Source organism: Pedobacter paludisoli, from assembly GCF_052344095.1.
In the GTDB taxonomy this organism is placed as follows: domain Bacteria; phylum Bacteroidota; class Bacteroidia; order Sphingobacteriales; family Sphingobacteriaceae; genus Pedobacter.
This window is the reverse complement of sequence record NZ_CP179926.1, coordinates 4,077,873-4,099,624: the sequence shown is the minus strand read 5'-3', so window position 1 is coordinate 4,099,624 and position 21,752 is coordinate 4,077,873. Positions and strand designations below refer to the sequence as shown.

Here is a 21,752-nt window from a genome sequence, read left to right as displayed (position 1 = left end):
TTCAATCAGGCCCTGCTCAAAACTTACTTTGTCGATTTCATCATCGACAAAATATCTTCTACATATTTTCGTTCATTTGCTAAACGAGGTACTTTATGCTGTCCGCCCAATTTATTTTTAGCCTTTAGCCAATTGTAAAATGTATTGCTGGGCGCATTGTGAACCGTTGGACGTGCCAAAGCCATATCTTTAAAGCGTTTTGCGTCGTAGTCTGAATTCACTTCGCGCAAGGTATTGTCCATAATATCGATGAATTTCTCGAAATCATTCGGCTGTTTGTCAAACTCGATAATCCACTCATGGCCGCCTGCTTTTTCTTCTTTAAAATAGATAGGTGCGGCAGTATAATCTTTTATTTCAGCAGCCGTTTCTAAACAGGCTTTCGTTAGGGCTTTTTCGGCATTATCAATAATTACTTCTTCGCCGAAAGCATTGATAAAGTGCTTGGTTCGGCCGGTAATTTTTATCCGATATGGGGCTAAGGAAGTAAATTGCACGGTATCGCCAATCATGTAACGCCACAATCCGCCATTGGTTGAAATGACAATGGCGTAATTCTTAAAAAGCTCCACTTCCCCCAAAACCAATGCTTTGGGATTTTCATCCTGGCAATTTTCAATCGGAACAAACTCATAGAAAATCCCATAATCGAGCATGAGCAACATTTCATCGGAATGACTTTGGTCCTGAATACCAAAAAAACCTTCTGATGCATTGTACGTTTCTAAATAGTACATGTCATTCGAAGGAATTAACTGTTTAAATTGTTCGCGATATGGAGCAAAATTAACGGCTCCGTGAATGTACAATTCTAAGTTTGGCCAAACTTCCAATAAATTATTTTTCCCCGTCAATTCCAATACTTTTTTAGCTAAAACGATGGTCCATGTTGGAACACCTGAAATATTGGTTACATTTTCTTGAATGGTTGCTTCTGCCATGCGATCCATTTTAACCTCATAGTTATCCATTAAGGCAATACTCATATCTGGCGTACGGTAATATTCGGCCCAAATAGGCAGATTTTTAATGAGCACAGCGGATAAATCGCCATAAAAACAATCTTCATTTAATTGATTTACCTGATGACTACCGCCCAGCACGAGCCCCTTACCAGTAAACATCTGATTATCGGGTCGGTTATTACAATAAATAGATAGCATATCTTTTCCGCCCTTGAAATGACATTCTTCTAATGATTCTGGTGAAACAGGAATAAACTTACTCCGGTCGCTGGTTGTTCCTGATGATTTTGCAAACCAGTTTATTTCCGATGGCCATAAAATATTTTGCTCGCCATTGAGCATTCGCTCAATATAAGGCTTTAAACTATCGTATTGCTGAATCGGAACACGTTCTTGAAATTGCTGGATGTTTAAGATTGATTTATAATCGTATGCCTTCCCCCATTCTGTATTCGCGGCGCTATCAATCAATGTATGAAACCATTCTTCCTGAACATCGTGTGGGTATTTCATGAAAAGCTCAATCTGATGAATGCGCTTTTTCATAATCCAAGTAAAAATAGAGTTTACAAAGGCCATGCTTAAAATTAAATTATTTCATTGGATATACTAACAATGAAATTGCGATAAGGTTATTTATTACAGAAAATTTTTACGCTTTAGAACAAAGTTTGCACCAAGATAAACTTTTCGAACCATTTCATTTTCGGCAAGTACCTCTGGTACCCCTTGTTCTAAAATTTTTCCTTCAAATAAAAGATAGGCTCTATCGGTAATTGAAAGGGTTTCTTGTACGTTGTGATCTGTGATTAAGATACCAATATTTTTATGTTTTAGTTTAGCTACAATGGTTTGAATTTCTTCTACAGCAATTGGATCTACCCCGGCAAAGGGTTCATCCAACAAAATAAAATTAGGGTCGGCTGCCAAGGCACGCGCAATTTCGGTTCGCCGACGTTCCCCGCCTGACAGTAAATCGCCCCTATTCTTACGCACTTTATGTAAACTAAATTCATTAATCAGTTCTTCCAATTTATCTTTTTGTTCGGCTTTGGTTAACTTGCTCATCTCCAAAATAGACTTGATATTATCTTCAACCGAAAGCTTTCTAAAAACGGATGCTTCCTGGGCTAAATAACCAATTCCTTTTTGTGCACGGCGATACATGGGGTCTTGTGTAATATCTTCGTCTTCCAGGAAAATACGCCCTTCATTTGGCTTAATTAAGCCTACAATCATGTAAAAAGAAGTGGTTTTACCTGCCCCATTTGGACCTAATAAGCCCACAATTTCTCCTTGTTTTACATTAAAAGATACATCGTTTACAACTGTACGCTGCTTATATTTCTTTACGAGATGCTCTGCCTTTAAGATCATATTTCTCTGTTATCCCCCTTTATTTGCGCCTATCATATTAATATCTGATAGTATATTCGGGATTAATTATCAAACTTTAATTCCTTTTATATTTAATTGCAATCGTTTTTTATCGCGCCAAACATTTTCCTCAATCGTATAGCAAATAGAAAAAGGTTGATTTAAACGAAGTTTTTGTTCAAACTCTGCCAAGCCGAATGCAATGCCTTCAAAAATAGTTGAATTTTGTTGTTTTACATTAATTTTTAAATGATTTGCACCAACAATGCTTGCATATTGTGCTAAAAAAACATTGTTCGACACAAACACGGGAGCCATGTTTTCAGGCCCAAATGGTCCCATTTGGGTTAAAATCCGATAAAATTTTCCATCAATTTGATTCAAATCGATTTCTGCATCGATGTTAATCATCGGTGTTAAAATTTCTTCGGTAATACTATCCGCTACGATTTCTTCAAACTTACTGGCTAGGGCTTCTACCTTATCTTGCTGCATGGTTAATCCAGCCGCAAATTTATGTCCACCGTACTGCACCAGCAAATCGGAGCAGCCACTTAAAGCCTCATACAAATCGAAGCCCACCACCGATCGACAAGAGCCAACCACTTGTCCGTTCGATTCTGTCAAAACAATGGTTGGGCGATAATATTTTTCCGTTAAGCGGGATGCAACAATCCCTATTACGCCTTTATGCCAATTTTTATTAAATACAACGGTCGTTTTACGATTAATTAGCGCTTCACTGCCTGCAATTAAAGCCAATGCTTCGCGGGTAATATCTTGATCGAACGTTTTACGCTCTGTATTTTTTAGATTAATTAATTCACTCTGTTCGAGTGCGTTGCTATCAACTTCACACAACAACATAGCTACCGCATGTTTGGCATGATCAATTCTACCGGCTGCATTAATTCGTGGGCCCAAGGTAAATACCACGTCGGTTAGTGTGTAGTTTTCGGTTCTTCCTGAAACCTGCATTAAGGCCCGTAAACCTTCGCATGGATTGTTGTTCAATTTTTTTAAACCATGATAGGCTAAAATTCGATTCTCGCCCACTACGGGAACGATATCCGCGGCAATGCTTACCATAACCAAATCGAGGTATTGCAAATAATTTTCTTCTGGTAATGCATGCTTCTGCGCATAGGCTTGCGCCAATTTAAACCCAATTCCGCAGCCCGCCAACTCTTTAAAGGGGTAGGCACAATCGGCACGTTTTGGATCTAAAACCGCAGCAGCGTTGGGTAATTCATCACCGGGTAAGTGGTGATCACAAATAATAAAATCTATTCCGAAACTAGTGGCATAGTCAATTTTATCAATTGATTTTATCCCACAATCCAAAGCAATAATTAAAGAAAAACCATGTTGCTGGGCGTAATCAATTCCAGCGGTAGAAATACCGTATCCTTCCAAATAACGATCGGGAATGTAATATTCTATGTTGGTTGTTAATTTGGAAAAAAAGCTATATGCCAATGCAACAGAAGTGGTTCCATCAACATCGTAATCGCCATAAATTAAAATCTTCTCGCCATTAAGCAACGCTTTCTCAATACGTTCGATTGCAACATCCATATCCTTCATTAAAAAAGGATCGGGTAATTTGGTTAAATCTGGCCTAAAAAAATCTTTTGCTTGATCAAAACTTAAAATACCTCTTTGAACTAGTATTTGTGCTAAGGATTGGTCTATATTGAGTTGTTCTGCTAATTCGCTTCTCGTATCGTTGTTATCATTAGATGCAAGCACCCATCTTTTTTCCATTTATTTAGTCTCCGAACAGTAAATATACACTTAAATTAAACGCAAAGAGTTACTAAATTTAAATTTTAGTAACTCTCTACAGGTATTTTGGTTATTTCGTGTTTCCGGGATATTGATCAAAAAGCTCCAGTAAATGCGCTCTTTGCCCTGCGTACTTATTGTCGTCGAATAAGTTGACCCGCTCCGAAGGATCCCATCCCAAGTTATACAGCTCTTTAAACAATCCCGAATCCCTTTTGGTAATTCTCAACTTCCAATCACCATCTTTCACACCTTCTAAAACATAGGCATGGTAGTAAATTGGTCGATGTGGCGTTTGATCATTTTTATTCGTTAATGCGGCTGCAATGGATTGACCATCTAAAGTATTTTTTGGCAATGGCGTTTTTGTCCATTCTGCAAGTGTTGGCAACACATCTAAATTTGAAATAGGTTTGGTAAACTGATGGTTTACCATGGTATGTCCTTTCCAGTAAACGATAAATGGAACACGGTGGCCACCTTCGTATGATAGTGATTTCCAACCTCTGAAAACGCCTGCTGAGCCAATATGATAAGGTCTTGTAAATCCATCTGCATACATTCTATCTGGTGCATTTAACCAGGGGCCGTTATCGCTGCTAAAAATAAAAATGGTATTATCAGCTTGCCCGCTTTCTTCTACTGCTTTCCAAACTTGTGCTAAACTTTCGTCCATTTCTTCAATTACATCGCCAAGTTCTCCTCCGGCCGAACGTGTTTTGCGGTGTTTTTGTGCGGCAAAGGCTACCGGTAAATGCGGCATATTTTGTGCTAAATACAAGAAAAAGGGCTTTTTATCTTTCACACTTTGCTTAATAAAACGCACGGATTCTTTGGCGTACGAACTCGTTAAAATACTGTCGTGGGGTTTGTATATTTCGGGCTTAGTGTTTCTCCAAAGCTTCATTACGGTATCTGTTGCTACGTAAGGCGCGCGATAATCGTGGCTCCATAACAGGCCATAAAACTCATCAAAACCATGTTTATTTGGTAAAGTTTCTCCGTGATCGCCTAAATGCCATTTACCCACTAAAGCGGTTGCATATCCTGCGGGTTTTAACATTTGTGCAATGGTTACTTCGTCCACTGGTAAACCGCGCTTTGCTCCTGGGCCTATCGGAGCTGGAATATCGTAACGGCTGCAATACCTACCCGTTAATAACGACCCACGAGAAGGCGAACAGGTTGGCGATGATACTACAAAATTTGTGGCTAATACACCTTTATTTGCCATTCCATCTAAAAAAGGAGTATGAATTAATGGATTACCGTAACTCGAAATATCGGCATAGCCTAAATCGTCTGCTAAAACTAGTATGATGTTCGGTTTTTTTTGCGCATTAGCGAACATGCTAAAGCCAAAAAACAGTAAGAGATAAAAGGATAAGGATTTCATTTATTTCAATTTCATGCAAGTTAAAAAACATTTCAATAAATTAACATTCTTTCTTTAATTGATTGATAAATCGATTTTTTTGGTGTTTATTCAAAAGAAAAATTCTTTTAAGAAAGAGGGAAATCTGGAATCGCTATTCATCCTTTAATGGTAAAAATCCTTTCTCATCTAGCGTTTTAATAACCCCTCTAAGTAAGTAATTATTATCAAACCTAAGCACATATTTACGCGAGGATTCTTGCTCTGTCATCAACATTTTTTTGTCTATTAATTTTTTAATCTGTCTAGAAATTTCTGATTTTGCCTTCCCTTTAAAAAACCGCTCCAAGTCCATACTCTGTATTACCTGTTTTTCAATTGCCTCTTTTAATATTTTAGCTTCCAATTCTGTCACTATCTTTCTTTCTAGCGAAAAATTTATAGAAGGAAGTAGTATTTCCGTTTTCAGAAACTGATAATCTGAAAGTTTATCTATTTTTTCGATTTCATTTTTTAAACCATTTAAAACATACTCACACCATTCTAAGATACCTTCGGCTGTTCCAGTATCAGCACGCGCTAGCATATCATAATATTGATTTCTGTTATTACAAAACACTGCTGTTGGATTTATAATCCTACCAACGTTTACATTAAAACCATTTTTTATGAGCATAGCATACGTAAATAATCTCACAGTTCTTCCATTTCCATTCCCAAAAGGGTGTATCCAAACAAATCGATGATGTGCTATTGCTGATTTTAGTAAGTCATACTTTGAAGAATCGTCCTGATTAATAAATTCAAACATTTCATCCATATAACCATCAATTAAAAATGGCTGAGGAGGTAAGTGCGCTGAATTTGAAATTTTAATAGAATGGTTTCTGTAGACTCCTGGAGCTTTATCTCCTTCTCCTCCATTTGTTATTGGTAAGCCTTCAACGATAATTTTGTGCAACTCACTAATAAAACCTCTATTTATAGGATAATCTGTTACAGTTTCTTCAATAAACTCCATTGCTCTTTCAATATTTTGAATTTCTAGAATATTAAATGACACATTCTCATTTTTATCATTATCTATCTTATTCTCTAAATATTCTGCAATTGTTGTATTATTTCCTTCAATTCTAGCCGAGCCAATACTTTCAAGAGTATGAAACAAATCTTTCAATTGAAAAAATACTTGGGGATGAGTAGAACCTCCTAATTGCTTTTTTCTTAAATGCTCTAACTCAATTATTAAATCGGTCAATTTAGCATCAAAATTAGGTTTCACTAATTTTAAATCATATGGCTTAAATACAGCTTTCATTTCAAGAATATCGAAAAATTATTTCAATAAAAATACAAAAAGATTTCAACTTTTATATTTAAACATTTAAAAAATCACTACAACACAACAAGTTAAAAAACTAAAAATCAATTCATTAACAATTAATTTTTTAATAAAAAAAACATATCATTTCAAAATGAACCTAAAAAGATTTCAAAAAATAATTTAATAAATTTCAAAGATCAACCTTAAAAAACTAAAAAAGACACACTAACAATTACACTGATTGCTATATTTAACAATATACTTTTAGCATGACCATTTCAGTTTTCTTATCTTTGTAAAGAATTTTAAATCACCACATTTTGCAAGTTTTCACATTATACGAAGGAACGTATTCGGTTGATGCCACTAAGAAGTTTCTTCCTTTCGACCCTGCTATTCATCAAACGAAAGACCGCCCGGCTTCTCTTTTTATCAATGTTCAACCATTTTTAGTTGAACTTAAAAACGATTTGATTTTATTCGATACCGGACTTGGTTTTAGCGATGACCATGGTGAATTAATTTTGCATAAAAACATACGAAATGCTGGTTTTGACCCAACGGATGTTACCAAAGTATTAATGTCGCATTTACATTATGATCACTCAGGTGGGATGATTCATCAATTGGGTGATAAGGTAGAATTAAGCTTTCCTGATGCCGAGCATTATATTAATCGAGGCGAATGGGAAACGGCTTTTTCAAGTACTTCTACTTCGTACCACGCCGAGATTTTTGAATATTTACAACGCAATGCGCAACTAAATTTTGTAGAAGGAAACGGCAAAATTACAGATTCTATTGCATATGAATTTACGGGTGCACATTGTCCGAACCACCAAGTTTTCCTCCTAACGGAAGGAAAAGATAAAGTATTTTTTGGGGGCGATGTTTTACCTGAACCAAGTGAATTGGTAAAAAATTTCATTGCTAAATACGATTATGATGGCCGCAAAGCGATGGAATTGCGTAAAGAATTTGGGAAAAGAGCTGCTGCAGAAAATTGGGAATGCTTATTTTACCATAGCAAAGAAGAAGCTACCGGATTTGTTGATGAAATAGAAGGTGGATTCAGAATTAGGTAGCGTTCAGTAAAACGGATAACGAATGTAATTTATAAAAAAAGGGTCTCAATTTGCATTGAGACCCTTTTCTATTTCCGGTTAGGAAAACTTATTTTTTAGCTACTAATTTCACTGAAATTTCAAATTCATCATCAATTGCTTTGTTACCAATGCTATCGAAAAATGATTTTGAACCGTATTTAATGTCATACTTTGTTCTATCAACAACAATTTTAGCTGCTGTTGCAGTTAATGTACCATCAGCTGCTACCGCTAAAGTTGCTGGGAAAGAAACTGGTTTCGTAATTCCTTTAATGGTTAAGTTACCGGTTACTGTTGCAGTACCATTACCACCTTCAACTTTCGTGATAACAAAGTTTGAAGTAGGATATTTAGCTACACCAAAGAAATCATCTGCTTTTAAGTGACCTTCTAAGTTTGCGCTACCATCTGCATCTTTAATGGTGGTCATATCAATAACAAAACCACCACCTGTAACTTTTTTACCATCATAGTTAATCGTTCCAGATTTAAGTGCGATTGTTCCGTTGTGCGAACCTGTTACTTTTTTTCCAATCCAAGTGATTGAAGATTTTGCAGCATCAACAGTATAAACAACTGGTTTTGTTGGGTTTTTAAAAGCTGACAAACTTACTACTGCCACTAATAAAAACAATGAGGTGATTTTCAATTTCATTTTCTAGTTTTTTAAATTACGGTACAAATATATCAATCTAACTCCAGTCGGCTTATTGACCTATGATAAGATTTTGAATTATTTTTTTGACTGCAGTTCCCTTGCAAAGTTTAATGATTTAACATCTTTATTTATAAAAAACCCCTTAAAGATTTTTCAAGTTCTTTAAGGGGTTTCCTGATTAACGAAAGCGTCTAAAACTTAATGGAATTTAATTTTTTATCTACTAAAAGTCCATCCATCAATTTCAAATCAAACTTAACAGCTCTTTTAGCTTTTAATCTGATGATGAACAATGCTTGTGAATCTTTTAACGTTTCCTGATTACCTACATTCACAAACGTTGGATATAACACGCGTTTTCCATCAGTATGCAAACGATCGTAGGTTAAATTTTCCATGGCTTTTGTATGAATCATTTTTACACTTTCAAAATCATAATCTTGCGAATTGTATGGTAATGCAAAGCCAAAAGCATTTACAGCATTTAGATTTAAGCCCTTCACCGTAATTTCTACAATTTCACCTTTGTTATAACTTGGCTTAGCAGGAGTCATGGTTAGTTTTCCAGCAAGTTTATCTTGCTTTTTGTCCTCAACACCGTCTTCTAATTGTGTTGCTACTACTGAAATATCATATGCATCAATTACATTGTTTTTATTAATATCGCCATTGCTGATATATCCATCGAAATCACCATCTCCTTTTTTCAAACCGGTGTAATTGATGTATGAGGTTAAATCATTTTTATCAATTAAATGATCGTTATTGATATCGCCAGGCAAATAGCTTTCAGTTCCCGGTACTTTAAACACATACAATTCTCTACCTGAACCAAAATTACCTACCCCTTCTGTAACCGATAGTTTAATGTAGCGAACCGTAGGATTTCCTTCAAACTTAAATGTTTTGATATCGCCATTATTTTCCCAATCAAAAGCCCCAGCAGCAGTCCATTTTTCTTTGTTATCGCTGTAGAAAATCATTCCTTTTAACAAGGTTCCATTTCCTCTACCCGAACGCGGTACATAATTCAATTTCTCTATTTGATTAACTGATTTCAAATCGATCACTAAATCGAATGGCACTGCCTTGACACCAAATTTTGTATGCCACATCGTACTTTCATCAAAATCGAAGAGCTTTTCAGCTCCGTTATTTCCCTGATTCTCAACAGTCGTTTCGGCTGCAATTCCTTTTATAGCAAATTGCAAAGGATTTGGCTTGGTCTTTCCACTAAATTCAGTCCATTCCGACTTTCCATCTTTGTTAACCGAGCGGATTTTAAATGCATAGGTTGTTTCTGCATTTAATCCATCAAAAAGCAAGGTGGTATCTTTAATATTGGAGTAATTCAAGCCTGCAAATTCAATTTCATAATAGTCGGCTTGATTGTCTTTTGTCCAGCTTGGGCTTAGCGTAAATGCTTCGCTTCCTTTATCCGTAATGCGTACATTTTTGGGCGCTGTCAAAACTCCGGTTTTTGTACGTTGTTTATCTGCTGTTTCAAAAGCAAAACCTTGCATTTCGATACTGGTTTCATTTGCTGTGATATCGCTCGATGCTAACTTAACCAACATTTGTGGATTCTTGGTAATCACCATTTTCTCAAATTCACTTCCTTTGGTGGCAAAGCGATTCAAGTTTGGTGCAGCATAATAAAAATAGACGTTGCTTCCTTTTTCAAAGTCCTCTAACGATTTTACTTCCTGAAGTTTTACTTTTTGTTTGCCAATTTTAGCGCTTACCGACCTTGGTTGTTGACTCACATTTACGCGTACTTCAGTGCTTTTAACTTTCTCAAATCCCTCGAAACCACCTTGTGCTGCGTGAATCGTAATGTTCGCTTTTTTACCTGCTACTTCCGACTCTATCACCGTACTTAAGCCTTTTCCTAATTTATATGCTTCGGTTGTACCATCGTCGTCGTATTCGGTAAATGTGCTTTTCCCAGCGGGATAAATTTCATACACGCGTGCATTTTTATTTATTTCTGACACGTGATTATTTGGATTGGTCATCGGAATAATGGCACCATTTTTTACAAATACCGGAAGCTTCCAAATAGGTGAGTCGAAACTGTTAATGATTCTGTTTCCTTCGTATCTTTCTCCTGTAAAATAATCAATCCAAATTCCTTCTGGAAGATATATTCCATTTCGAATGTCATTTCCTTTATCATCTGCTTGTGTTGCCTGATAGATTGGTGCAACCAAAAAGGAAGGTCCGTACATAAACTGGTATTGAGTTGCTTTGCCTTGTGTGTACGCATTTGGATATTCTAAAAACATGGCGCGCATAATCGGCAAACCAGTTAAAGCTTGCTTGGAAATGCTGTAGGTATATGGAATTAACTCCGACTTCAATTTCAGATACATTCTGTTCATAGAAGTAGTTGATTCGCCTAAAGCCTGTGGATATTTCTCATTTGAACCCCAACCATCCATATTCAACTGCATGGGTGTAAACGTTTTCCATTGAAAATCACGCGCATTTACCACTGGATTTTTCCCGCCAAAAATACCGTCCATATCCGATGTGATATTCGGTTGCCCAGATAGGCCCGAGCCTATGTAAGTAGGGATATGAAAACGAATGTACTCCCAAACACCACCGGTTTGGTCGCCGCTCCAAATGGTTGCATAGCGTTGTGTTCCTGCCCAACCATCTAATGAGATAATAAAGGGACGACTATCGTTTCCGTAATACGGTGTAATGTGTGCCACATCGGCAACGCCATTTAAACCAAATGAATAACCTGCTCCTACCCAGGCTACATCGGTTTTTAAAACGCGTACACCTGCATCGCGTACTTCTTTAACAATATCGCGTTGCAAAAGCGGAGTAATTTCTGGTTTCGGATGCAAATCTGATTGCGTCCATAAACCAATCTCAACACCATTCTTGCGTGCATAATCGCCGAAACTCTTTAAATTCTGAACATTTCCGTCCAAGGTTTCTGTTTGTCCGTAACCTGCACCGTAACCATCGTTTGGCAACACCCAACCCAAAGGCATATCGTGTGCTTTGTAACGGTCTATTACACCACGTGCTGAAAACTGATAATTATTCTTTTCGCCATTGAGAGATTCTTTTATCCCGGTATTATCTTTTTGACTTTCTTTATATCTTTTGCCATCTTCGAATAAAATTCCGTTCGGGTCTTCCTTCCAATAATCGCGGTTATAGGCATTTAAGTGACCTTGATAAAAACCAAATTTTGGCAATAACACCGGATTTCCAGTAAGCTGATAAAAATCGTTTAACAAAGGAACTGCCCCCTGATCGATTAAGACAAATACATCCAGATAATTGCTTTCGTGTGCTAATTTTACCAGTCCTTTTTCTTTTGCACCAAAATCATATTTCCCCTTCTTGAAGGTATGAAACACCATTCCATAGCCATTTGTCGACCAGTAAAATGGATTAGGTGAGGCTACCCCTCCATCGGTCCAACTATTTTGATTTTCAATGGCAATTTGCTTTCCCTTATGCGAAAAACGGCCATTTTGAACCCCACCACCGTAGAAGTACTCATCCGGATTTTCTTTCAAACTTAGTGTCACACCATTTTTTTCAAATGCAATAGGCTTAACAAATTCCAAAGCCGTTGCCTTATTTTTAAGGTTCTGCACTTTTAATAGCGATGTATTTTTATCGACCAAAATTGTCACACCTGCGGTTGTAATCGAAATCTGATTGGCTTGTTCGTTTACTGAAAGCGTTGAAACAGCTCGTCGCGGATTTTCGACCAAGATTTTCGCTGCTGGTGTCGCCTGGGGATCGCGGATAGTTCCTCCGGTGTTATCTTGAAATAAACGGAAGATATTTTCAGCATAAAAATCGAAGGTTAAGCTGTTTCCATTACTATATTCAAGCTCAACGGTGGTTGGGTTGATTTTTTTAGCGGTTATAATTTTAGCGGTCGATTGGCTAACTTCTTTTTCTTGTGCGTATAGTTTGCAGGATAGAAGCACAAAAACAATAGCGAGAAGTGTTCTTTGATTGTTTTTAATATGTGTAAATAAATTCATCATGGTTTGGTTACGCCGTTTGGTTCAGAAAATATGTTTTATCTAACCTGAAAACAGCTATTTGGTGTTGTTTTTGAATTTGATAAAATTACTAAATGCATTTTCAATATGACGGGGTAATGAGAATAATACGAAAACGTTTGCGCAGAGTTTTTTTCAGTTAAACATACGAGTCGATCTCTTCTTCATCTTAAAACTTGCTGTTCAAGAAACTGTTCCTGTTTTTTGATTTTTGTGCTAGGGAGGATTTTTGGTCGTACTTGGGTGAAGCTGGTGAAATTTTGAACGCGTTATGGTGCTCCGCCTTTGAATTGTGTACTCCCATTCAATCTCATACCTTTCATTCCTAAACCCGACAACAGCGAAAATCCTTTTAAAAAAACTCCAATTACCCATTAGCTGAGCATGAAGCGATAACATGCTTGCTTCGTTCTCTCTCAAAAGCGCTTGTTTTTTTAAAAGATTGCAGCGAATGGCGGGACGAATGTGTCCCATGGAACACTGCCTTTGTTTTTCAAATGTGAAGCGCAAAAAAAATCTGCAAGCTTTATGAAATGAATTCACAAAACTTGCAGATAGTTATTTTATGTTGGCTTATTCAGCCTGGGCGATCATCCTTATGGAAGGATTTCTTCCATGTAGCTTTCTAATGGCGGACAAGTGCACACCAATGAACGGTCGCCATGGCTATCGTTTACTCTTCCTACTGATGGCCAGAATTTGCGTTCTGATACATATGGAAGTGGGAAAGCTGCTGTTTGACGGCTATATGCATGATCCCATTCGTTTGCTGTAATGGTTGCAACGGTATGTGGAGCATTTTTCAATGGGTTATCGGTTTTATCCAATGTTCCATTTTCTACTTGCGTAATCTCGTTTTTAATCGCGATTAAAGCATCACAGAAACGGTCTAATTCGTGCTTAGGCTCTGATTCTGTTGGCTCAACCATTAACGTACCTGCTACTGGGAACGATACAGTTGGTGCGTGGAAACCGTAATCCATTAATCGCTTTGCGATATCGGTTACTTCAATTCCAAATGCTTTAAACGAACGGCAATCTAAAATCATCTCGTGTGCACAACGTCCTTGCGCCCCTGAGTACAATACTGGATAATGTTGCTCTAAACGCGCTTTCATGTAGTTTGCATTTAAAATAGCGTATTTAGTTGCATTAGTTAATCCTTCAGCTCCCATCATAGCGATGTATGCATGCGAAATAATTAAGATTGATGCGGATCCCCAAGGTGCAGATGAAACCGCAGAAATTGATTTTCCTTTGTCGATATCAACCACCGCGTGACCTGGTAAATAAGGCACCAAGTGTTTTGCAACACCAATTGGACCCATACCCGGACCACCTCCACCGTGCGGAATACAGAAGGTTTTGTGTAAGTTTAAGTGACAAACATCGGCACCAATATTAGCCGGGCTTGTTAAACCTACCTGTGCGTTCATGTTGGCACCGTCCATGTATACTTGTCCGCCATTCGCGTGAATGATTTCGCAAATTTCGATGATACTTTCTTCGAATACACCGTGTGTTGATGGATACGTTACCATTAGACACGATAACACATCTTTATATTGTTCCGCTTTTGCTCTTAAATCTTCCACATCGATGTTTCCATTTTCAAGCGATTTTACGACTACAATTTTCATATCGGCCATTGCCGCAGAAGCTGGGTTGGTTCCGTGTGCCGAAGCTGGAATTAATGCTACGTTACGGTGGAAATCGCCTCTATCTTGGTGATATGCACGAATAACCATTAAACCGGCGTACTCGCCTTGTGCACCTGCATTTGGCTGTAAACTCATGGCTGCAAAACCCGTAATTTCACTTAACCATTTGTCTAACTCGTTAAATACAGAGTAATATCCCAACACTTGATCGGTTGGTGCAAATGGGTGAATGCGACTGAAGTGGTTCCACGTTACTGGAATCATTTCTGCAGTTGCATTTAATTTCATGGTACAGCTTCCCAAAGCAATCATCGAGTGGCAAAGTGATAAATCTTTTGCTTCTAATGATTTAATGTAACGCAACATTTCATGCTCTGAATGGTGCGCGTTAAAAATTGGGTGTGTTAAATACGCCGAAGTACGTTGTAATGCAGTTGGAATAACTGTTTCTACGTTTTCTACTACTTCTACTTGGTCGCCAGCAATGGCTTTAATTTTAGCGAAAATGCGTGCAATTAAAGCAATATCTTCAAAGTTAGTTGTTTCGTCGATAGAAATAGTTACTACTGAACCTGCATAGTTTAAGTTGATTTCGTTATCTAAACAAGCTGAATGAATACCGCCTACTAAATCGCCTACATCGAAACGAATGGTATCGAAATAAGCTGAATTTAATTGTTGGTAACCTAATGTATTTAAGGTTGATGCTAAACTAATGGCTAAACCGTGTACGCGTTCTGCGATTAATTTTAAGCCTTGTGGACCGTGATATGCCGCATAAAAACCTGCCATAATAGCCAATAAAGCTTGTGCAGTACAAATGTTTGAAGTTGCTTTATCTCTACGGATATGTTGCTCACGTGTTTGTAAGGCCATACGCAAAGCATAATCGCCATGGCTATCGATGGTTACACCAATGATACGTCCTGGGATAGAGCGTTTGTATTCGTCTTTTGTAGCAAAGAAAGCTGCGTGTGGACCACCAAAGCCCATTGGAATACCAAAACGTTGTGTAGTACCTACTACCACATCAGCACCCCATTCGCCTGGAGGCGTTAATAACGTTAAACTTAAAATATCAGCAACAACTGTTAATTTGATGTTTTTAGCATGTAATGCTGCTGCAAAATCTGCGTAATCAAATACTTCACCGTTTCCTGCCGGATATTGTACAATTGCACCGAAATATTCTTCGGTTGGTACAAACGTTTCGTGATTACCAATCACCAATTCAATTCCGTAAGGATTTGCACGTGTTTTTAAAATATCGATGGTTTGCGCAAAAAGTAATTCCGAAACAAAGAATTTCGTAGCTCCTTTATTTTTGCTTAAACTGTATTGCATAAACATGGCCTCACCAGCTGCAGTACCTTCATCTAAAAGCGATGCATTGGCAATTTCCATTCCGGTTAAATCGATAACCATGGTTTGGAAATTTAATAGCGCTTGTAAACGACCTTGCGCAATTTCTGCTTGGTAAGGAGTGTATTGGGTATACCATCCTGGGTTTTCAAATACGTTACGTAAAATTACTCCCGGTGTAATGGTATCGTAATACCCTTGACCAATAAAGGTCTTAAAAACTTTATTTAGTAATGAAGTTTGTTTTAATGCGCCAAGATATTCTGTCTCCGATTTTGCAGCAGGCAAATTTAACGGTTGTTTTAACCTAATTGCTGCTGGCACAGTTTGCTCAATTAATTCGTCAATTGAATTTACGCCAACTGTTTGCAACATTGCATCTGTATCATCTTGATTTGGAGCAATGTGACGGTTTTGAAAATCTTCCTTGTAGTGGATATTTAAGCTCATGCGGTATGAATAATAAATTTGCGTGCAAAGGTAGGAAAAACGAAGCTGTATTTTGCTATATATCAGTCAAAAAAGCGGTTTTATTTGCAATTAAAGGCGATAAAATCGATAGATTTTCTTAATTATAGAAGAGTCAAACGTTTGACCTTTTTTATATTAAACCGAAACCTCACAGGTTTTAAAAAACTATGAGGCTTGTTAAACAGAAGCTGCCTGAAATGTCTTTACCTTTCTATTGCAACTCCAGTAGCAACTCCACTTTGCCGAGGGCACCAAGATTACCCAGCTCGCTAAAATACACTCCAGGACTTATGGAGCAATTAAAGCTAGGCTCCTTAAACTTGGACTACTCCTAAAATAACAAAGCCCGGCAATTTTTAAACCGCTGGGCTTTTAATTTTCTATTTTGATACCAGCCACAGGCTGGCACCTGCGAACCGGCTAACACGCGATGGAATATTGGCGGCTTAGTACTTTGTTTCTAGTTCAGTGATAATTAACTTTGGGTTATTAATGGAATATTTGAATGATATAAAATCATTTACATTTAATTTTTTAGGATTATAATCCCATCCACCAGAATATACGTAATTTATTCCTTCAATATTATACTTAATTTCTATGCTATGTCCTTTATAAGAATGTATATCTGTAATGATTCCCTTTGAATATTTATAGCCTTCTTCAACTTTTTCTATTCTATCTTTTTTTTGTTTATCTGCACTACTTGCAACCCAATATAAAAAAGAGCCAATTACGATTATAATAATTACAAATACCAAAACTGCCTTTAACTTATCCATAGTTTAACAACCTAATTTTTATTTTTTATTTTATCAGTTGTTGCATTTTGTAATGACTTGTTAACAATTTGACCAAGCACCCCACCAGAAACTTTTTTTGCCTTACCTGTTGCCACTACTAACTTTCGAGTAAGATCCACAGTCGATTTTGCAACATCTAATTTATTTGCAACGATTGTACCCCGTATCCCTCCAAGATTCCTACCTCCATCGGTTACTTTATTAAATAGATTACTAGCTTTAACCAACCCTCTTACAGCTTTAGCTTCAGAAGCTGTTGCCTTAGCTAAAGAATTTTCAGCTAATCCAGTTACTTTTTTGCCAATCGCACCTCCAACTTTTCCTGCAACAACATCAGCGGTAGCATCAAAAGCAGCTTCGCCAACTGATTTACTACCATTAAAAACAGTCTTAGCACCGTCTTTAGAAGAAATATCCACGGTTGCTTTAATTGCAACGCTTCCTGCTTCTATACCAGCAGCAGGACCAGCTCCTACTCCAGAACCAATCAATCCTCCTTTTAATGCTTCAACGCCTACATCAGCCCAATCAACTTCTTTTAAACTCTTTCCTGATAGCAATTGACCGCCTAATTCAATTCCTCCTCCTATTAATGTCCCTAAAATTATTGTTGGACATGTTGGACACCTACCATCAGGATCATCATACTTAACAGGATTGTTCATCCCATATTGATAAGGGGTCAAGCTTTCCTGTCCACCTTCTTCAGAACTTGGATCCACCACATTCCACCTGCCTATAACCGGGTCATAGAACCTCGCACCGTAATCGTATTGCCTTCAAACAAAAATGAATCAAAGGCTTATTTCTTAACCTTCCAACCCTCTTCCTTGTCTAACTTAAGTTTATATGTTTTGGTAATAAAGCTACTGTTTGCATTCGGGTCTTTATCAAAGATGGAAAAATCGGTGTTTACCTTTTTGAGTGAAACCGTAATATTCGCAGTACTCGAATTTACTAAAGAGAAATTAACCGGTTTTTCATCGGCTAAAACATAATCAACGGTTTTAATGGTTGCTTTATCATCGTCTTGCTTAAATACCAAGGGACTCGCTTTATCTGTTAGAGCGATTTGGTACACAAAACTGCTGTCTTTTGAGAGAAACTTCTTATAGCTGTCTTTCAAAGTCATCAAAATTAAGCCACTTCTTTCTATTGTGCGGTATTTCCCAAGTTCTACTTTATCGTTTGTGCTACTAAACTTTATTTCGCCAAACTTAAAACTCGTAGTTCTGTACTCTGGATTCGCTTTTAAATAGTCTGTAACCACTTCCGCTGCTTCATTTTGATTAATACTCGATTTACTTCTACATCCTGCAAATCCGATGATCATTAAAGCTAAAATATAGATGGTTGTTCTTTTCATATCAAAAAAATATTACGCTTTTTAAAGGTATTTAATTTTAGTTTAACCACAAAATCAGGTAGTCATTTGCAAGCATTAGCTCAATGAACCCCGTTTCCTTTTCTTAAAAACACTTAAATTAGGTGCCATTAAGGCCGATAAAATTACTGCGACCCCTACCCACCGAAGTAACGAAACCGGTTCGTGCAAAACCAAAGCCGACAATAAAACGGCAACCGGTAATTCTGCAGAACTTAAGATAGAACTTAAAGCTAAGCCTATTTTTGGAATTCCTTCTGCATAAAACAAGGGTGGTATTACCGTTCCGAAAACGGCAATAATGAGTCCCCATTTTAGCAAACTACCGTATAATGCACCGTTCACGAGAAAAACTGGCGGAAACAAGATAAAGACAATTAAACAGGAACCGGTAATCATTAACGCACTCTTATGTAGGGCTGAATATTCGTTTCCTAAACGACCATTGATGAGTAAAAAAACAGCATAACAAATAGCGGCCAATAAACCAAAGCCTACGCCTACCATGCTTATACTTTGCAAGTTTGTTTCGAGCATGCCGCTGGCTAAAATCGTTCCTCCAAGCACCAATGCAATGGCAAAAAGTTGTAGCTTGGTTGGTTTCTTTTTAAAGAAAAAGTATTCCATTAATATACTCATCCAAATAAATTGCATCAGCAAAATAATGGCGATTGAATTAGGAACCAGCTTAACACATTGGTAGTAAAATACGCTTACCAATCCGGTTGAAAATCCAGCCAAAACCAGTTTCCACCAAGGGGTTTTACTTTCAGTTATTTGCGTTTGTTTTTTACTTCGCTTGCTTTGAATTAAAAAAATCGACCACAATAAAATCGCCCCTAAAAAAGATTGCGCCCCTGTAACTTCACCTAAAGTATAACCCTCGTGATAAGCCAATTTCACAAAAGTTGACAAGATGCCAAAACTACAGGCACCAAAAAACACGAGTAAAACTCCTTTTAACATGGGGTAGACTTCGGTTGTTAAGCCAATTGTTGTAAATATTTTTGGATCGTTGTTTCCAAGCCTAAATAAAGCGCATCGCTAATTAAAGCGTGTCCGATTGAAACTTCTAACAAACCAGGAATACTTTGCCCGAAATAGTGCAAATTATGCAAATCCAAATCGTGCCCGGCATTAATACCTAAACCTAATGCATTGGCTTTATGTGCTGCCGCGATGTAGTGCACAATAGCTTTTTCACGATCCGCATAATAATTATGTGCATACGCTTCGGTGTACAGTTCAATGCGATCGGTACCTGTTTCGGCTGCGCCTTCAATCATGCCCACCACCGGGTCTACAAAGATGGACACGCGGATTCCTTCTTTTTGAAACAAAGCAACCATTTCCTTTAAATAATCTTTGTGTTTAATAGTGTCCCAACCATGGTTGGATGTAATTTGACCTTCGGCATCTGGTACCAAAGTTACTTGGGCGGGTTTATTGGCTAAAACCAAATCAACAAATTTATCTTCTTTACAATTTCCTTCAATATTAAATTCTGTAGCAATAACAGCCTTTAAATCATATACATCTTGGTAGCGAATATGGCGTTCATCAGGACGTGGATGCACCGTAATTCCTTGTGCACCAAATCGTTCACAATCTAACGCAACCTTTACTAAATCAGGATTATTACCTCCTCGGCTATTGCGAAGGGTAGCTATTTTATTGATGTTAACCGATAACTTTGTCATGATACAAAGATACTGCTTTGCACTGCTTAATTTAAAGCAATACCAAATTTTGCTACTTTTATACTGATATTTGCATTTGAAACATTACTTTAAAACATTCTCTCTTGTACAAAAAAATACTCTTTTTAGTTGTTGCAACTAGCACTTTGGCTCTTTTTGGCAACGTAATGGAACCCGATTCGGCTCTTTATGCCTCGATTGCGAAGAGCATGGTTTTGCGAAACGATTGGGTTAATTTATACGTTAGAGGTGCCGACTGGCTAGACAAACCGCATTTAACTTTCTGGTTAGCGGCTATTTCATTTAAAATTTTTGGCATCACGGGCTTTGCCTATAAGTTCATGTCCTTTTTATTTGGTTTGCTGGGCGCTTGGTATGTTTACAAATTGGCCAAAAGCATTTATACCGAAAAAATTGCGATAACCAGTGTGATCATATTTTTAACGGCATTACACATTTTAATTTCTACGTTTGATACCCGCGCCGAGGTATACATTACAACCTTTACGTTAGCCGCTATTTATCATTACTTTAAAGCTCAATCTGCCTCTTTTTGGCACATCGTTGCAGGCTCTTTTTTTGCTGCTTGTGCAATTATGATTAAAGGTATTTTTGTGCTTTTCCCTGTTTTTGGCGGTTTCATTTTATATTGGTTGTTAAGCAAACAATTCTCGCAACTTTTAAAAATAAAATGGTGGATAGCCATTGTACTTATTTTGCTTTTCATCACTCCTGAGTTGTATACGTTGTACGTCCAGTGGGATTTACATCCTGAAAAACTATTCTTTGGCAAACCCAATACATCGGGCATTAAATTTTTCTTTTGGGATAGTCAATTCGGGCGTTTCTTTAACAACGGCCCCATAAAAGGTAAAGGCGATAAATTATTCTTTTTTCATACGACTTTATGGGCATTTTTACCTTGGTCTATTCTTTTTTACAGTGCAATCGTTTCACTTTTCAAAAAGAAAAACCGAGTTTTGCTGGCTCCTGAAAGCATTTTAATTTGGGGAAGTGCCGGCATTACCTTCTTACTTTTTTCTTTATCCAAGTTTCAATTGCCTCATTATATTTTAATCATTTTGCCTCAATTTGCCATCATAACCGCCGTTTATTTAGATACCTTGAGCAAAAAAGGATTAAATGTATTCTTTTACGTGCAAGAAATATTGGGAGCTTTGCTGATGGCCTTGCTGTTAGGTTTAAACCTAATTTTAGATGGACATCCATCGTTTTGGATTTTGATTGCCGTGATTGGTATATACCTTGCTTCTAAAATCTTACTGAAAGGCAAAAATGAAGAAAATTTAGTGGCACGAAGTGCTGTTATCTCTGTTTGTTTAATGATATTTATTTCGCTCTATTTTTATCCAAGCATTTTAAAATATGAATCGGGTGCTGTGGCGGCACAGTGGTTAAACAAAAATCATCCAGCAGCAAAAGCATCGGTATTAGGCCATCCAGACGCGTATTCTTTTGATTTCTATGCTACCGGCGAAGTTGAGTATTTTTGGACGAAAGAGCGTTTGGCTCAACGCCAGGATAAAAAAAATCTAGTTATTTATGTTTCGGAGGCGGAACTAAATGAATTAAAAAACGTGTATGCGGTGCATGTATTAAAAGATTTCTCGTATTACCACACCACTAAATTAACGCCAAAATTTTTAAACGCACATACCCGACACGAAACTCTTGAACGGTTCTTTTTGATTACAATTGAATAAGG

Annotated in this window: 14 protein-coding genes and 1 pseudogene; 2 read left to right on the top strand and 13 right to left on the bottom strand. The window is 37.3% G+C overall.

The annotated features are described in order from the left end of the window. Positions 1–23: 23 nt before the first annotated feature. The 5 genes from ACJVDK_RS16840 to ACJVDK_RS16820 form a co-directional block, all read right to left on the bottom strand. Positions 24–1,544: a GH3 auxin-responsive promoter family protein gene (locus tag ACJVDK_RS16840; protein WP_443937829.1), complete on the bottom strand. Its 1,521-nt coding sequence runs from the start codon at positions 1,542–1,544 to the stop codon at positions 24–26. Positions 1,545–1,604: 60 nt separating this feature from the next. Continuing rightward, on the bottom strand, positions 1,605–2,342 hold the full coding sequence (lptB, locus tag ACJVDK_RS16835; RefSeq protein ID WP_443937828.1) for an LPS export ABC transporter ATP-binding protein: 738 nt from the start codon (positions 2,340–2,342) through the stop codon (positions 1,605–1,607). Positions 2,343–2,411: 69 nt separating this feature from the next. Then, positions 2,412–4,109 carry a single-stranded-DNA-specific exonuclease RecJ gene (recJ, locus tag ACJVDK_RS16830; RefSeq protein WP_443937827.1) on the bottom strand — a complete coding sequence of 566 codons (1,698 nt, stop codon included), beginning with the start codon at positions 4,107–4,109 and terminating at the stop codon, positions 2,412–2,414. A 91-nt stretch (positions 4,110–4,200) separates the two neighbouring features. Further along, on the bottom strand, positions 4,201–5,526 hold the full coding sequence (locus tag ACJVDK_RS16825) for a sulfatase-like hydrolase/transferase (protein WP_443937826.1): 1,326 nt from the start codon (positions 5,524–5,526) through the stop codon (positions 4,201–4,203). Between the two features lie 133 nt (positions 5,527–5,659). Further along, complete coding sequence (locus tag ACJVDK_RS16820) at positions 5,660–6,823, bottom strand: Fic family protein (protein WP_443937825.1); 1,164 nt, start codon at positions 6,821–6,823, stop codon at positions 5,660–5,662. Positions 6,824–7,149: 326 nt separating this feature from the next. Here ACJVDK_RS16820 and ACJVDK_RS16815 point away from each other — a divergent pair, with 326 nt between their 5' ends. Continuing rightward, complete coding sequence (locus ACJVDK_RS16815; RefSeq protein ID WP_443937824.1) at positions 7,150–7,914, top strand: MBL fold metallo-hydrolase; 765 nt, start codon at positions 7,150–7,152, stop codon at positions 7,912–7,914. 88 nt (positions 7,915–8,002) lie between these two features. Here the strand turns inward: ACJVDK_RS16815 and ACJVDK_RS16810 are convergent, their stop codons facing one another. From ACJVDK_RS16810 to ACJVDK_RS16775, 8 genes and pseudogenes are all read right to left on the bottom strand, one after another. Beyond that, positions 8,003–8,590: a YceI family protein gene (locus ACJVDK_RS16810; RefSeq protein WP_443937823.1), complete on the bottom strand. Its 588-nt coding sequence runs from the start codon at positions 8,588–8,590 to the stop codon at positions 8,003–8,005. A 194-nt stretch (positions 8,591–8,784) separates the two neighbouring features. Continuing rightward, positions 8,785–12,627: a TIM-barrel domain-containing protein gene (locus tag ACJVDK_RS16805; protein ID WP_443937822.1), complete on the bottom strand. Its 3,843-nt coding sequence runs from the start codon at positions 12,625–12,627 to the stop codon at positions 8,785–8,787. A 614-nt stretch (positions 12,628–13,241) separates the two neighbouring features. Then, positions 13,242–16,118: an aminomethyl-transferring glycine dehydrogenase gene (gene gcvP, locus ACJVDK_RS16800; protein ID WP_443937821.1), complete on the bottom strand. Its 2,877-nt coding sequence runs from the start codon at positions 16,116–16,118 to the stop codon at positions 13,242–13,244. A gap of 467 nt (positions 16,119–16,585) precedes the next feature. Next, positions 16,586–16,921 carry a hypothetical protein gene (locus ACJVDK_RS16795; protein ID WP_443937820.1) on the bottom strand — a complete coding sequence of 112 codons (336 nt, stop codon included), beginning with the start codon at positions 16,919–16,921 and terminating at the stop codon, positions 16,586–16,588. An 11-nt stretch (positions 16,922–16,932) separates the two neighbouring features. Beyond that, positions 16,933–17,703, bottom strand: a pseudogene (locus tag ACJVDK_RS16790) (RHS repeat-associated core domain-containing protein); the annotation flags it as partial. Between the two features lie 41 nt (positions 17,704–17,744). Further along, positions 17,745–18,308 (bottom strand): hypothetical protein, encoded by a 564-nt coding sequence (locus ACJVDK_RS16785; protein WP_443937819.1) that lies wholly within the window; start codon positions 18,306–18,308, stop codon positions 17,745–17,747. Positions 18,309–18,383: 75 nt separating this feature from the next. Further along, positions 18,384–19,292, bottom strand: a complete 909-nt coding sequence (locus ACJVDK_RS16780) for an EamA family transporter (RefSeq protein WP_443937818.1) — start codon at positions 19,290–19,292, stop codon at positions 18,384–18,386. Between the two features lie 17 nt (positions 19,293–19,309). Beyond that, positions 19,310–20,026 (bottom strand): pyridoxine 5'-phosphate synthase, encoded by a 717-nt coding sequence (locus tag ACJVDK_RS16775; RefSeq protein WP_443937817.1) that lies wholly within the window; start codon positions 20,024–20,026, stop codon positions 19,310–19,312. A 104-nt stretch (positions 20,027–20,130) separates the two neighbouring features. Here ACJVDK_RS16775 and ACJVDK_RS16770 point away from each other — a divergent pair, with 104 nt between their 5' ends. Next, positions 20,131–21,750: an ArnT family glycosyltransferase gene (locus ACJVDK_RS16770; protein WP_443937816.1), complete on the top strand. Its 1,620-nt coding sequence runs from the start codon at positions 20,131–20,133 to the stop codon at positions 21,748–21,750. Positions 21,751–21,752: the final 2 nt, after the last annotated feature.

Bases quoted from the DNA above. Each gene is read 5' to 3' on its own strand.
- ACJVDK_RS16780 (WP_443937818.1), bottom strand. From the start codon at position 19,292: ATGTTAAAAGGAGTTTTACTCGTGTTTTTTGGTGCCTGTAGTTTTGGC.
- ACJVDK_RS16785 (WP_443937819.1), bottom strand. From the start codon at position 18,308: ATGAAAAGAACAACCATCTATATTTTAGCTTTAATGATCATCGGATTT.
- ACJVDK_RS16820 (WP_443937825.1), bottom strand. From the start codon at position 6,823: ATGAAAGCTGTATTTAAGCCATATGATTTAAAATTAGTGAAACCTAAT.
- ACJVDK_RS16810 (WP_443937823.1), bottom strand. From the start codon at position 8,590: ATGAAATTGAAAATCACCTCATTGTTTTTATTAGTGGCAGTAGTAAGT.
- lptB (WP_443937828.1), bottom strand. From the start codon at position 2,342: ATGATCTTAAAGGCAGAGCATCTCGTAAAGAAATATAAGCAGCGTACA.
- ACJVDK_RS16840 (WP_443937829.1), bottom strand. From the start codon at position 1,544: ATGGCCTTTGTAAACTCTATTTTTACTTGGATTATGAAAAAGCGCATT.
- ACJVDK_RS16825 (WP_443937826.1), bottom strand. From the start codon at position 5,526: ATGAAATCCTTATCCTTTTATCTCTTACTGTTTTTTGGCTTTAGCATG.
- gcvP (WP_443937821.1), bottom strand. From the start codon at position 16,118: ATGAGCTTAAATATCCACTACAAGGAAGATTTTCAAAACCGTCACATT.
- ACJVDK_RS16775 (WP_443937817.1), bottom strand. From the start codon at position 20,026: ATGACAAAGTTATCGGTTAACATCAATAAAATAGCTACCCTTCGCAAT.
- recJ (WP_443937827.1), bottom strand. From the start codon at position 4,109: ATGGAAAAAAGATGGGTGCTTGCATCTAATGATAACAACGATACGAGA.
- ACJVDK_RS16805 (WP_443937822.1), bottom strand. From the start codon at position 12,627: ATGATGAATTTATTTACACATATTAAAAACAATCAAAGAACACTTCTC.
- ACJVDK_RS16795 (WP_443937820.1), bottom strand. From the start codon at position 16,921: ATGGATAAGTTAAAGGCAGTTTTGGTATTTGTAATTATTATAATCGTA.